This is a genomic window from Cryobacterium sp. M96 (genome assembly GCF_002929845.1).
Lineage (GTDB): Bacteria > Actinomycetota > Actinomycetes > Actinomycetales > Microbacteriaceae > Cryobacterium > Cryobacterium sandaracinum.
In genome coordinates this window covers 1-12,926 of the sequence record NZ_PJJS01000038.1, presented here as the reverse complement: position 1 = coordinate 12,926, position 12,926 = coordinate 1, and the positions used below count along the sequence as shown (strand labels likewise).

General features: G+C 67.6%; 11 protein-coding genes and 2 tRNA genes. 8 read left to right on the top strand and 5 right to left on the bottom strand.

The annotated features are described in order from the left end of the window. Nucleotides 1-144 precede the first annotated feature (144 nt). Together CXY79_RS04210 and CXY79_RS04205 are read right to left on the bottom strand one after the other, a co-directional pair. Nucleotides 145-825: an NAD(P)H-binding protein gene (locus CXY79_RS04210; protein ID WP_104099902.1), complete on the bottom strand. Its 681-nt coding sequence runs from the start codon at nucleotides 823-825 to the stop codon at nucleotides 145-147. Between the two features lie 165 nt (nucleotides 826-990). Next, on the bottom strand, nucleotides 991-2,769 hold the full coding sequence (locus tag CXY79_RS04205; RefSeq protein WP_233191231.1) for an MDR family MFS transporter: 1,779 nt from the start codon (nucleotides 2,767-2,769) through the stop codon (nucleotides 991-993). Between the two features lie 149 nt (nucleotides 2,770-2,918). Between CXY79_RS04205 and CXY79_RS04200 the strand changes: the two genes are divergently transcribed. Both CXY79_RS04200 and CXY79_RS04195 read left to right on the top strand, forming a co-directional pair. Continuing rightward, a complete protein-coding gene (locus CXY79_RS04200) occupies nucleotides 2,919-3,719 on the top strand; it encodes a M15 family metallopeptidase (protein ID WP_233191229.1) in 801 nt (266 codons plus the stop codon). Between the two features lie 154 nt (nucleotides 3,720-3,873). After that, nucleotides 3,874-4,584, top strand: coding sequence for an amidase domain-containing protein (locus CXY79_RS04195; RefSeq protein ID WP_104099900.1), 711 nt, complete (start codon nucleotides 3,874-3,876; stop codon nucleotides 4,582-4,584). An 83-nt stretch (nucleotides 4,585-4,667) separates the two neighbouring features. Here the strand turns inward: CXY79_RS04195 and pgm are convergent, their stop codons facing one another. After that, nucleotides 4,668-6,284 (bottom strand): phosphoglucomutase (alpha-D-glucose-1,6-bisphosphate-dependent), encoded by a 1,617-nt coding sequence (gene pgm, locus CXY79_RS04190; protein ID WP_104099899.1) that lies wholly within the window; start codon nucleotides 6,282-6,284, stop codon nucleotides 4,668-4,670. Between the two features lie 36 nt (nucleotides 6,285-6,320). On the opposite strand from pgm, the gene pheA reads away from it, so the two are divergent. Then, nucleotides 6,321-7,262: a prephenate dehydratase gene (pheA, locus tag CXY79_RS04185; protein ID WP_104099898.1), complete on the top strand. Its 942-nt coding sequence runs from the start codon at nucleotides 6,321-6,323 to the stop codon at nucleotides 7,260-7,262. 65 nt (nucleotides 7,263-7,327) lie between these two features. Here pheA and CXY79_RS04180 read toward each other — a convergent pair whose 3' ends face one another. Then, nucleotides 7,328-8,323: a diacylglycerol kinase family protein gene (locus CXY79_RS04180; RefSeq protein WP_104099897.1), complete on the bottom strand. Its 996-nt coding sequence runs from the start codon at nucleotides 8,321-8,323 to the stop codon at nucleotides 7,328-7,330. Nucleotides 8,324-8,371: 48 nt separating this feature from the next. Here CXY79_RS04180 and serS point away from each other — a divergent pair, with 48 nt between their 5' ends. The 5 genes from serS (at nucleotide 8,372) to CXY79_RS04155 (ending at nucleotide 12,121) form a co-directional block, all read left to right on the top strand. After that, nucleotides 8,372-9,640, top strand: a complete 1,269-nt coding sequence (gene serS / locus CXY79_RS04175; protein WP_104099896.1) for a serine--tRNA ligase — start codon at nucleotides 8,372-8,374, stop codon at nucleotides 9,638-9,640. After that, nucleotides 9,637-10,449, top strand: coding sequence for an HAD family hydrolase (locus tag CXY79_RS04170; protein WP_104099895.1), 813 nt, complete (start codon nucleotides 9,637-9,639; stop codon nucleotides 10,447-10,449). The genes serS and CXY79_RS04170 overlap by 4 nt, the downstream gene beginning before the upstream one ends. A 121-nt stretch (nucleotides 10,450-10,570) precedes the next feature. Further along, a tRNA-Ser gene (locus CXY79_RS04165) sits at nucleotides 10,571-10,655 on the top strand. 41 nt (nucleotides 10,656-10,696) lie between these two features. Continuing rightward, nucleotides 10,697-11,941: an LCP family protein gene (locus CXY79_RS04160; protein ID WP_104099894.1), complete on the top strand. Its 1,245-nt coding sequence runs from the start codon at nucleotides 10,697-10,699 to the stop codon at nucleotides 11,939-11,941. A gap of 89 nt (nucleotides 11,942-12,030) precedes the next feature. Next, nucleotides 12,031-12,121: transfer RNA gene (locus tag CXY79_RS04155), tRNA-Ser, on the top strand. 138 nt (nucleotides 12,122-12,259) lie between these two features. Here CXY79_RS04155 and CXY79_RS04150 read toward each other — a convergent pair. Further along, on the bottom strand, nucleotides 12,260-12,926 hold a 667-nt coding region (locus CXY79_RS04150), incomplete at its 5' end, for an HNH endonuclease signature motif containing protein (protein ID WP_199186724.1).

Genomic DNA, 12,926 nt, shown 5'->3' with positions numbered 1-12,926 from the left:
CTGATGAGAGCGCTCTCACAGACTGCCAGACATCTACCGCGCATTCAAGCGCCGGCCCCCCGCGGTGTTGTGCGGAGGGCCGGCGCTGGGTCGGCTGAAGGTGCACCGGGTCGACCGGCGGGGGCCCGCCTGGCGGCCGAAGCCTTAGGCGAACGCGGCTACGGCAACAGCGACGGGTTCGTCGCCGGAGACCAGGTGCAGCACCCGGCGCTCGGCGGCGCCGGTCTCGATGAGTGCGGCCAGCACGGCCGCGACGTCCGCGCGGGGCACAGTCGCGCGATCTTCCGGCAGGCCGGGGCCGGCCGGGTTCAGGCGCACCAGTCCGGTTCCTGCGTCGTCGACGAGGCCGCCGGGGCGAACGATCGTCCAAGCCAGGGGCCGAGCGATCAGGTCTTCCTCGGCCGCCAGTTTGGCCTGCAGGTAGCCCAGGAAGTCCGCCGGTACATCCGCCGGGGTCTGACCGTCCCGCACCTTCTCGGTGCCGGTCGACGAGATCTGGATGAAGCGCACCACGCCGGCGGACTCAGCCGCGTCGGCCAGTCGCACGGAGCCGCCGAAGTCGACGGCCTGACGGCGCTCCTCGCTGCCGTCGGCTCCGGCGCCCGCGGCGAACACCGCGACGTCGGCACCGGCCAAGAGGTGCGCCGCCTCGGCCGATGAGGTCTTTTCGAGGTCGAACACCACCGGAACGGCTCCGTCAGCGACGAGGTCCGCCCTCTGTTCCTCCGTGCGGATCAGCCCGAGGACCTCGTGGCCGTTCTTCGTGAGCTCCCGCGTGAGCTGCCGGGCGATTTTTCCATGTCCACCTGCAATAACAATGCGCATTACCAATACAACGCCCCGACGGTCCCCACAATTCCCCAACGCCCGGACCGGGCCATCCGTGACTGCGCGCCCTGTGCGCATTCGACGGAGATTTTGCCACAAAGTGACGATTTGAGGCCTAAATGGGGCGGTAGGAGCAAAATCTCCGTCGAATTCGTTCGGGTGCTAGCGGGGCTGGGTGCGGGCCTCGCGCTCGAACTCGTCGACGTCGATCCCCGGCTCGACCAGGGCGCCCATCCTGTCGGCGGCCCGCTGCGCGTCCCGGGTCAGCTCGGCCTGCGCGGTCAGCTCGGCCGCGTTCTCGTCCGCGGCCTCCTGCAGGGCGGAGGTGTTGCGCAGCGGCGGCGCCGTGAGGAAGAAGCTCAGTACGAATGCGACCAGCACGACGGCCAGGCTCACCCAGAAGACGGTGACGGATGCGTCGTTGAAGCCGACGAGGAACGGCTCTGCGAGCCGCGGGTCGGCCGTGTTGAGGAACGAGGTGTCGCCGTCGAGGGCGCCGCCCACGCTGCCCGGGTTGGCCAACAGGGCCAGGATGCCGGTGTTCGCCGGGTCGGCCTGCACGGCCGGGTCCGTTGCAGCGTCCCTGACCCCGGAGACGATGGTCGGGTTGTCGAAGGCCGCGCCGATCGTGTCGGGGATGCGGGTGAACAGCACCGAAAAGAGCACGGCGGTGCCGAGCGTGCCGCCGATCTGGCGGAAAAACGTCGCGGCGGATGTGGCCACGCCGATATCCCGAGGGCCGACCGAATTCTGGCTGGCGATGGTGAGCGTCTGCATCAGCTGGCCGAGGCCGAGGCCGATCAGGAGCATCCCGGCCATCATGAATCCGACCGGCTTGTCGGCGGTGGCGAATGTGAAGAGCAGGAAGCCTGCCGACATGAAGGCAGTGCCGATGGTGGGGAAAACCTTGTAGCGGCCGGTACGGGCGATCAGCTGGCCGCTCACAATGGAGGAGATCATCAGGCCTGCGATCATCGGCAGCATCAGGAAGCCGCTCTCCGTCGGGGTGGCCCCGTTCACGAGCTGCAGGTAGAGCGGCACCGTCATCATGGCGCCGAACATGCCGAAGCCGACGAAGACGCCCAGGATGGTCGCCATCCTGAACGTGGACGAACGGAACAGTTTCAGCGGGATGAGCGCGTCGTCGCCCATCAGCCGCTCGGCGAGGATGAAGGCCGCGATGCTGAAGAGTCCGATCACGTAGCAGGCGATCGAGGGGATCGAACCCCAGCCCCAGGTGCGGCCCTGCTCGGCCACGAGCAGCAGCGGCGCGGCTGCAAGGATCACGGTCACCGCTCCCCACCAGTCGATGCGAACGGGCCGGGCGAAGTGGGGAACGTGTAGAAACTTCAGCACGATTGCGAGGGCGATGATGCCGATCGGGAGGTTGATCAGGAAGACCCACCGCCAGCCCGTGATTCCGAGGATCGTGTCCGAGCCCGACAGGACGCCGCCGATGAGCGGGCCGATCACGCTGGAGACCCCGAAGACGGCCAGGAAGTACCCCTGGTATTTCGCCCGCTCCCGGGGTGCCAGCATGTCGCCCATGATCGTCAGGGGGAGAGCCATCAGGCCGCCGGCGCCGAGCCCCTGGATGGCCCGGAAGATCGCGAGCTCGTACATCGAGTTCGCCAGGCCGGCCAGGAGCGAGCCGATGAGGAAGATTGTGATCGCGATCAGGAACAGCGGGCGGCGCCCGAAAATGTCGCTGAGTTTGCCGTAGATCGGCGTGCTGATGCACGACACGATCAGGTAGGCGGTCGTCACCCAGGCCTGCAGCGCCATGCCGTCGAGGTCGTCGGCGATGGTGCGCATCGATGTTCCGACAATGGTCTGATCGAGGGCGGAGAGGAACATTCCGGCCATCAGTCCGAAGATGACGAAGAGAATCTGCCGGTGGGACATCAGCGGCGGGGCGGCGAGAGCGGGAGAAGTTTGCATTGTGCGCAAAGTTACACGATGGGCAAACAATCTTCAAGCGCCTGCGGGCCGTCGGAGGCTGGGGGAACCCGCTCCGGTCTATGCTCAGCATCGTGTGGGCAGATCGGGCAGTGGGGGTCGCGCATCCGTTACGGCGGAGGCGTATCGTCGTGCTGTCCATCGCCATCTCTGTACTCGCCGCCGGTGCGGTGGCGGCCGGAGCCCTGACCGGGGAAACCGCGCCGCCCGTCGTCGGTTCCGCCGTCGCTCCGACGCTGATTGCCCGTGTCGAACCGAGCGCCACCCCCACCCCGCCTCGTTCCGCCCCGACAGGTTCCCCGGAGCCGGCCGTGATGCCTACCTTTGACCGTTCCGCGCGCTCACTCGACGACCCGGCCAGCCTCTGGGTCGTCGTTGACAAGACCCGCCCGCTGAACCCCACCGACTACGCTCCGACCGACCTCGTCGACGTCCCGGTGGCTCACGTCTGGAGCCCGCAACTTCGCCGGGAGGCGTCGGACGCAACCGTGGCCCTGTTCTCCGCGTTCGAGGCGGAGACCGGGCTGAAGCTGCAGTCCCACAGCGCCTACCGGAGCTTCGCGGCCCAGGTGATGGTCTACGACGCGGATGTCGCCGCGAACGGACAGGCGTTCGCCGACACCAGCACGGCCCGGCCGGGAAACAGCGAGCACCAGACCGGTCTGGCCATCGACATCAGCGCACTGCCCCGGATCTGTTCGCTGGATGCCTGCTTCGGCGACACCCCACAGGGGCAGTGGCTTGCCGGGAATGCCTGGCGTTTCGGGTTCCTGCTGCGCTACCCGGCCGACAAGGTGGCCATCACCGGCTACGGCTACGAGCCCTGGCACTTCCGCTACATCGGAACGGAACTGGCCACGGAGATGCACGCCACCGGAACCGCCACCCTCGAGGAATTCTTCGGGCTCCCGGCGGCTCCCGGCTACCACTGATCTCGTTCCCCAATCCCGTTTCCTGATCGGCGCAGGGCCGGTGTGTCGTCCACCCGGGCATTTCCCGGATAAGTGTGATTGTCTGGGAACCGTCCCCCGAACAGGGCGTGTCTGCCACACACCCCGGTGGCACCCCGAACGAAGAGAGAAATCTGTGGTTCTGACCCGACGCTTCCGCATCGTCGCTGCCGTCCTCGTTCTGGGCGGTCTCGTGGCCGGAACGGCCGCCGTGGCCGGGATGACTGGGGATGAACCCGTCGTCTCGGCGACTCCGACCCCGGCTGCTGACTCCACGCAAACGGCGCCGAAGGCCGATGCGGCCGCGTCTGACGCGACGGCTGCAGATCGGGTCGCCCCCGCGGAGGCCGCAGAGCCGGTTCCCATCGACGCCCAGGTGCAGGCGCAGGTGAGTTACATGCTCGCCCACTGGACCGACTACAACACGGATGGCTACGGCGTCATCACCGACAACGACTGCGTCAATTTCACCAGCCAATCCCTGATTGAGCGGGGCTGGACCATGGACGACCAGTGGTACGCAGAGGGAATCGGCTCCGACTTCGACACCTCGTCACCGTGGATCAGCTCAACCGCGTTCCGGGACTACGTCGCGCAGTCCGGCCGCGCCACCGCCCTCACGGATGACCAGCGCGACCAGGTCAAGCTCGGCGACGTCGCCCAGTTCGACTGGGACAACTCCGGGGACCGCGACCACACCGGGGTCGTCACCCGGATCGAGGGGTCGGGCGACGACATCCAAATCTACTATGCCGGCCACACCGACGACACCGACTTCCGGTCGGTCGACTACGCGATCACCGAGAAGCACCCGGGCGCCACGGCGTACTACTGGAGCATTCCCTAGGTACCGAAGCACTCCCTACTGCTGATCTCCGGTCCCGACAGGCTCGACCGCCGCGGTGGTCAAGCCGGTCCGGACCAGACGCGTCAGGCGATGGCGCCGTCAACGATGGCCTTGGCCTCGATCTGAACCTGCTTCAGGTGTTCCGGGCCAGTGAAGGACTCGGCGTAGATCTTGTAAACGTCCTCGGTGCCACTCGGCCGGGCCGCGAACCAGGCGTTCTCGGTGACGACCTTGACGCCGCCGATTGCCGCACCGTTGCCGGGAGCGTGACTCAGCTTGGCGATGATCTTCTCGCCGGCGAGTTCGGTGGCCGTGATGGCGGCTCCGTCGAGCTTGGACAGCTGCGCCTTCTGGGCGGGCGTCGCGGCCGCGTCCACGCGAGCGTAGGCCGGGTCGCCGAAGTGCTCGGCCAGCTCGGCGTAGCGTTGGCTGGGCGTCTTGCCGGTCACGGCGAGAATCTCCGAGGCGAGCAGGGCCAGCAGGATGCCGTCTTTATCGGTGGTCCAGACGGTTCCGTCAAAGCGCACGAAGCTGGCGCCGGCGCTCTCCTCGCCGCCGAAGGCGACCGAGCCGTCGATCAGGCCCGGAACGAACCACTTGAATCCGACCGGCACCTCCCAGAGGTCGCGGCCGAGGAAACCCGCGACGCGGTCGATCATGGTGGAGGAGACGAGCGTCTTGCCGATCGCGGCATCCGCCCGCCAGCCTTCGCGGTGGCTGTACAGGTAGTCGATGGCCACGGCCAGGAAGTGGTTCGGGTTCATCAGCCCGCCGTCGGGGGTGACGATACCGTGCCGGTCGGCGTCGGCGTCGTTGCCGGTGACGATGTCGAACTCGTCCTTGTGGGCGGCGACGGATGCCATCACGGACGGGCTCGACGGATCCATCCGGATCTTGCCGTCCCAGTCCAGGGTCATGAAGCGCCAGGTGGGGTCGACGTGGGGGTTGATCACGGTCAGGTTGAGCTCGTAGCGGTCGCGAATCGCACCCCAGTAGCCCACGCTCGCGCCGCCGAGCGGGTCGGCTCCGATACGAATGCCGCTGGCCTTGATGGCGGCCATGTCGATGATGTTCTCAAGGTCATTCACGTACCCACCGCGGAAGTCGTAGGTCTCGACCGCGCTGGGCTCGCTTTTTTTGACATCATTGAGCCCGGCGGCGATGAGTTCGTTGGCCCGGGCGGCGATCCACGAGGTGGCGTCGCTGTCGGCCGGTCCGCCGTGCGGTGGGTTGTATTTGAAGCCGCCGTCGGAGGGCGGGTTGTGGCTCGGGGTGACCACGATCCCATCGGCCTCGTCGCTGTTCCCGGCCCGGTTGTAGGCCAGGATCGCGTGCGAGAGGGCCGGAGTAGGCACATAGTCGTCGAACTCGTCGACCAGCACGCGCACGCCGTTCGCGACGAGCACTTCGAGGGCGGTCGTATAGGCTGGCGCGCTCAGGGCGTGCGGGTCGGTGCCGATGAAGAGCGGCCCGGTGATGCCCTGCATGGCGCGGAATTCAACGATCGCCTGCGTGGTCGCGATGATGTGGTCTTCATTGAAGGCCGTGTTGAGGGAGCTCCCTCGGTGACCGGAGGTGCCGAAGGCCACTCGCTGGCCTGGCACCGTGACATCCGGTTTCAGGTCGTAGTACGCCTTCACCAGCGCTTCGACATCGACAAGGTCAGATTCCAGGGCCGCTGTGCCCGCGCGTTCGTTCATGGTGTCCAGTCTTGCACTGCAACTAGGCTGATCTGCATGTCCGAGTCGCGCAATGTCAGCTACAGCTTCCTTGGGCCGACGGGCACCTTCACCGAGGCAGCCCTCACCCAGGTCGTCGAAGCCCAGGGCAAGCCGTGGCGGGCCGTGAACAATGTCGGCGAGGCGTTCGACGACGTCGTGTCCGGCCGTAGTGTGGCCGCGATGATCGCGATCGAGAACTCCGTCGACGGTGGCGTGTCCGCCACGCAGGATGCCCTCGCGAGCGTGCCCGACCTGCGCATCATCGGCGAGTACCTGGTTCCGGTGAACTTCGTCCTGGTGGCTCGCCCGGGCACCGCGCTGGCCGATGTGAAGATCGTCAACGCGCATCCGGTCGCCTATGCGCAGTGCCGCCGCTGGCTGGAATCCAATCTGCCGCACCACGGCCACCTTCCGGCGTCGAGCAACGTGGCCGCCGCCGCGTCGCTGGTCGAATCAGGGCAGGCGGATGCTGCCATCGCCCCGCCCGGCATCGAGAAGCACCACGATGTGGTCGTGCTCGCCCGCAGTATCGGCGACAACGCCAACGCGGTCACCCGCTTCGTGCTCGTCAGCCGAACCACCACCGTGCCGCCCCGCACTGGCGCCGACAAGACCAGCCTGATCGTGGAGCTGCCCGAAGACCGCTCAGGCGCCCTGCTCGAGATGCTCGAGCAGTTCGCCACCCGGGGCGTCAACCTCAGCCTGATCCAGTCGCGCCCCATCGGCGACGCCCTGGGGCGCTACCGGTTCGTGATCGATGCCGACGGTCATATCCACGACGAACGCGTGGCCGACGCGCTGCTCGGCCTGCGCCGGTTCAGCCCCCAGGTGATCTTCCTCGGCTCGTACCCGCGGGCCGACAAGCAGCCGATCGAGTTCACCTCGCGCTACAACGACAACGTTTTCATCGGTGCGCGCGCCTGGCTGCGCGGCCTGCTCGGCGAGCCCGCGGTCTGACGGTCCCACCAGCCCTGCCCAGCCCAGCCCAGCCCAGCCCAGCCCAGTCCAGCCCGGCCCGGCCCTCAGGCCGCGACGGGAACCCGCAGGACGAGGGCGGCAGGGTCGGTGCGCAGGGACACCGAGCGCACCGGGCCGAGCGCGTCGCCGTCCACCTCGAACTCCTGCGCCTCGACCAGCACGATCCGGATATCGGCGGCGTGCAGCGTCGTCAGCACCCGTGCAGTGGTCGATTCGGTTCGCTCGATGATGCGACGCCCGGCCGCCGAGCGGCGCAGAACGCCGTTCTCCCACGTCACCCGGCGCCAGATTGTGAGCCAGCCGAGCACACCCTTGGGCTGCAGCATGGCGATGTCGAGGATGCCGTCGTCGAGGCGGGCATCCGGCAGAATCTGGATATTTCCCGGCAGCAGGCCGCAATTGCCGATCAGGATGGTGCTCACGTGCGCCGGCCGGTGCGGGCGCCCGTTCAGGCTGTACCGGATCTGGAACGGCTTGACCCGGGGGAGCACGCGCGCCACGGCGTCGACGTAGGCCAGCCAGCCCACCGCCCGCTTCAGTTCGGGCCGCGTGCTCACGACCATCTGGGCGTCGATGCCGATGCCCGCCATCACGAGGAAGACGTGGTCGGCCAGGGCGCCGTCGTCGGTGCGCACGGATGCCACACCCACGTCGATCGGCTTGTTTCCGCCCGTGAAGGCAACCATGGTGGCCTCGTCAAGGTTCGACAGCGGCAGGCCCAGGTTGCGGGCCAGCAGATTGCCGGTGCCGAGGGGCACGATGGCCAGGGGCACACCGGAGCCACGGAGCACGTCGGCGATCGCGCGAATCGTGCCGTCGCCGCCCGCCACGAGCACCAGGGACGCACCCTTCGCCAGGGCGAGCCGGGCGGCTTGCCTGCCGGCGTCGTCCGCGGCGGTCGGGAGCCAGAGCGAGCCGGCCCAGTCCGACGCGGTCTCCGCGCGGGCCACGCTCGCCCGCAGGCGGTCCAGGTCGACTTTGGTGGGGTTGTAGACGATTGCCGCCCGCCGAACAACTGTCGGTTGATCGGGAGTATCCACGCGGTAAGGCTAGCAAGGTGCCGGACCATGCGCTTGTAGACTGATTCGGTGATTGATCCTGTGCTGCTGCGAGAGAATCCTGACCTCATCAAGCGTTCGCAGAAAGCGCGCGGTGCGTCGGTCGAGGCGGTCGACGACGCGCTCGCCGCCGACGCGGAGCGTCGCGCCACTATCCGGGCGTTCGAGGCGCTGCGTGCCGCCCAGAACCAGTTCGGCAAGCAAGTGGCCTCCGCGCCTCCCGCGGAGAAGAAGGCCCTCGTCGCCCAGGCACAGAGCCTCGCTGCCGACGTCAAGTCCGCCGCGGCCGCCTCGAGCGAGGCCGAGGCGCTGTTCACCGCGGTCGTGCGCACCCTCGCGAACCCCGTCATCGACGGCGTACCGGCCGGCGGTGAAGAGAACTTCGTCACCCTCCGCACCCATGGCGCCGTGCCCGCCTTCGACTTCGAGCCGCGCGACCACCTCGAGCTGGGCGAACTGCTCGGTGCCATCGACATGGCCCGAGGGGCCAAAGTGTCCGGCGCCCGGTTCTACTTCCTGCGCGGCATCGGCGCCCGCCTCGAGATCGCGCTGATGAACATGGCGCTCGACCGGGCGCTGGCGGCCGGCTTCATCCCCCTGATCACGCCCACCCTGGTGCGGCCCGAGATCATGGACGGCACCGGGTTCCTCGGCGAGCACGCCGACGAGGTCTACTTCCTCCCCGCCGACGATCTCTACCTCACCGGCACCAGCGAGGTCGCGCTCGCCGGCTACCACTCGGACGAGATCCTGGACCTGTCCGGCGGACCGCTCCGCTACGCCGGCTGGTCCACCTGCTATCGGCGCGAGGCCGGTTCGGGCGGCAAGGACACCCGCGGCATCATCCGGGTGCACCAGTTCAACAAGCTGGAGATGTTCACCTACGTGCTGCCGGAGAATGCCGAGGCCGAGCACGACCGCCTCGTCGCCCTGCAGGAGGACATGCTTCAGGCGCTCGGCCTCAGCTACCGCGTCATCGACGTGGCCGCCGGCGACCTCGGCTCCAGCGCCGCCCGCAAGTTCGACATCGAGGCGTGGGTCCCCACCCAGAACGCCTACCGCGAACTGACCAGCACGAGCAACTGCACGACCTACCAGGCGCGCCGGCTCGATATCCGTTACCGCACCGAGTCGGGCAAGACCACGCCGGTCGCAACCCTCAACGGCACCCTGGCGACGACCCGCTGGATTGTGGCCCTGCTCGAAACGCACCAACAAGCGGATGGCTCGGTACTCATCCCCGAGGCGCTGCGCCCCTGGCTGGGCGGCCTCGACGTCATTCGGCCGGTGGGCGCATGACGACGCCGACGGATGCCCCCTGGCTGGTGGCCCTCGACATCGACGGCACCACCATGCACGAGAATGGCACGATCAGCGACGGCGTCCTCGACCAGGTGCGGCGGCTCGCCGCGGCCGGTCATGAGGTCATGCTCGCCACCGGGCGCTCGTCCGCCACCACGCTCCCCGTGCTCGAGCGCCTGGACATCACCCCGCGCTTCGTGGTCTGCTCGAACGGTGCGATCACCCTGCACCGCGACCCGGCTTCCCCCACCGGGTACCGGCGCGAATGGGTCGAGACCTTCGATCCGACCGATGTGTTGATGCAGATCCGCTCGCACCTGGTCGGTGCCAGGTACGCCGTCGAAGACGAGCGCGGCTTCTACCGCTACACGGAGCCGTTCCCGGATGCCACGATCGGGCTGGATAGCGAGCACGTCGAGTTCGACGATCTGCTGCGCCAGGACGCCACCCGGGTGGTCGTCATCTCGCCTGACCACGACATGGAGGATTTTCTTCAGATCGTCGACCGGATGGGGCTGAACCGGGTGAGCTACGCGATCGGCTGGACTGCCTGGCTCGATATCGCCCCCGACGGCGTGAACAAGGCCACCGCCATGGAGCGGGTGCGCGCCGAGTTCGGGATTCCGCGGAGCCGCGTGATGGCCGTCGGCGACGGGCGCAACGACATCGAGATGCTGCAGTGGGCGTCGGTCCAGGGTCGGGGAGTGGCCATGGGGCAGGCTCCGCACGAGGTGCTCGCGGCGGCCGGCGAGATCACCGGCGCCGTTCACGAAGATGGGCTCGCGCTCGTTCTGAGCAGCCTGTAGGCGGTGCCCAGCCCGCTGCCAGCATCCTCTGGCACTGTGGTGAGCCTGCAAGCGGCTAGAATCGGTCGGTATTCGTTAGTCCGCGACCGCGTGTTATACCAGCGCCGCGGGCAGCGAACCGGGAGGGCTGTCCGAGCGGCCGATGGAGCCAGTCTTGAAAACTGGTGGGCAGAGATGTCTCGTGGGTTCGAATCCCACGCCCTCCGCACCTCGATTCTGCACGACCTGCACAAACGAAGGGACCTGAGTGAGCGACGAATTACGCCCCCGCTCGACACGATCGAAGAAGCTCAGTACCATCGCCCGCCATGGCCGGCTGCGCCGCTCCAACCCGTTCGTGACCGTGGCCAAGGTGCTCGCCGCGTCACTGGCCGTGCTGCTCGTGAGTGGTGCATCCGTCGCCGCGATCGCGACCTACGATGTCGCGTCGAGTGTGCAGGAGAGCGTGCCCCTGGCCAACGAGACCGAGGGTCCCGCCCCCAAGATCGATGCGATCCCGGGCGGCGTGAACCTGCTGGTGGTCGGCAGTGACAGCCGAAAGGGTCAGGATGCCTCCTTCGGGCCGGAGGATTCCACCGGCGACCTCAACGATGTCACCATGCTGCTGCACATCTCCGAAGACCACACCAACGCCTCCGTGATCAGCTTCCCCCGGGACATGTATGTTCCCATCCCCGAGTGCCCGGACCCTGCCGGCGGCACCTTCGACGCGATGAGCAGCCAGAAAATCAACACCACGCTCACCTACGGTGGCCTGGCTTGCACCGTGCTCACGGTCGAGAAGCTCACCGGTTTGAGCATCCCCTACGCGGCAGAGGTGCAGTTCGACGGCGTCATGGCCATGTCGACGGCCGTCGGCGGCGTGCCGGTCTGTGTCGCCGAAGACATCGAAGACGAGTACACGAACACCTACCTTCCGGCCGGAATGCACACGCTCGAGGGTCTGGAGGCGCTGCAGTTCCTGCGCACCCGCCACGGCGTCGGCGACGGCAGCGACCTGACGCGGATCAGCAACCAGCAGGTGTTCCTGTCCTCCCTCGTACGAACCGTGAAGAGTGCGTCCACACTCTCCGATCCCGTCAAGGTGTACTCGCTGGCCAAGGCCGTCACGGCCAACATGAACCTGTCCACGAGTCTCAACGACGTCTCCACCCTGGCGTCGATCGCCGTGGCCCTGAAGGACATCGACCTCAGCAAGGTGGTCTTCGTGCAGGCCCCGACCGGCAATGTTGACGGCGGCGTGGAACCCATCCAGCCGGACTTCGACGACCTGTTCACCGCCGTCGAAGATGACGACTCGCTCCAACTGGCCGGAGACCCGGCTGCGGAGGACCCGGCTGCGATCCCGGATCCCGATGCCACGACCGATCCGGCCGCACCGGTCCCGGATCCGGCCGCGACGCCCCCGACCGCAGTGCTTTCCGATTCAGTCCAGGGCCAGACCGCCGGAGACGTCACCTGCTCTGCAGGCCGGTCGCTCGAGGACCAGTAGTCTCCGGGCGGCGCCCGCAGTCCTCGGTTCGTGCGGATGCCGTCAGTACCGTTATGCTTGCCTACGTGGGTTTGCGCTGCAGACCCCAAGGAGACGTCGCATAGTACGGCTTAGTGCACCACCCTGCTAAGGTGGAGTACCCTTCACGGGGTACCGTGGGTTCAAATCCCACCGTCTCCGCGCTTCTCGTTCCTCCGCATCCCGGTTTTTCTCACTTGGTGCGGGGGTTTTTCTGTCCCGGAACGCACCTGTGACTCGATTCCGGAGGCTCTAACCAACGTCCGTGTCTGAGCCATTTGGTGACCCGATCCCGAAAAATCACGCCAACGTTGGTTGAGCCTGTCGAGCCCCCAACCGGTCCCCTCCCCCAGGCCGCCAGGTGCGGGTGGGGTCGTAGCAGTAGGGTGCCCTGACTTCGGGTGTGCCGCGGATCATGCGGATGTTCCAGCCGGAGGTGTCGATGCTGTGGTGGTGGTACCAACACAGCAGGACCCCGTTGGTGATCTCGGTTTTTCCGCCGCGGTACCAGGGGGTGACGTGGTGTACTTCGCACCAGGCGGCGGGCACGGTGCACCCCGGAATGGTGCAGCCGCCGTCGCGGGCGGCGATGGCGCGGCGTTGGGCCCGGTTGAAGAAACGATTCTCGGTGCTGAGGCTGAGGACCTCGTTGTGCGGCCCGAACCGGATCTCCTGAAATCCGCCGGCGCAGAGCGCCTGCTTCACACTTGTCAGCGAGATCGGCGCTTCGACGCCGTCGATCCAACCCACCCCATGGTCGGCGGTCAGGTCGGCCTGGTTGACGTGGATCATGACGGTGGGGGCGGCGCCGCCCATGGTCGGGGTCCCCGGGTCACGGGTGGCGGCTTCGAACACACCACGGAGGATGTCGGCGCGTTTCTGACCGCCGTTACGGTCGTCGCTGAGGGCCGCGGCCTCCGCCCCCGGGATCAGCTGCCCGGCCGCCATGCGCGCTTGTTCTTCTTCG